Genomic DNA, 251 nt, shown 5'->3' on the forward strand with positions numbered 1-251 from the left:
AAATACGTGTGGGAGCAAAAGTTGCTAAGATTGCTAATGAAATCATATTAAACATACTTGGCTCTTCAGAAAGATTATGTTTCCGATTCTTTTCTGCTTCCTCTTTATATTTTTTAGTATTGAAGGACATGCTACACCACCTTAAAGTTAGAGATAACTATATTTTAACATTAACTGTTGTTTTTAGTGATCGGGGTATGTATGAAATTTTATGCAGTAAAAAAGGGCCGTACACCAGGTATTTACCGGAC

Annotated in this window: 1 protein-coding gene; it reads left to right on the forward strand. The window is 33.5% G+C overall.

Going from position 1 to position 251, the window contains the following annotated elements; genetic code table 11:
* Positions 1-201: 201 nt before the first annotated feature.
* On the forward strand, positions 202-251 hold a 50-nt coding region (locus ACX9YW_RS23350; RefSeq protein WP_460351161.1), incomplete at its 3' end, for a ribonuclease H1 domain-containing protein.

It is taken from the genome of Pseudoneobacillus rhizolycopersici (genome assembly GCF_054786815.1).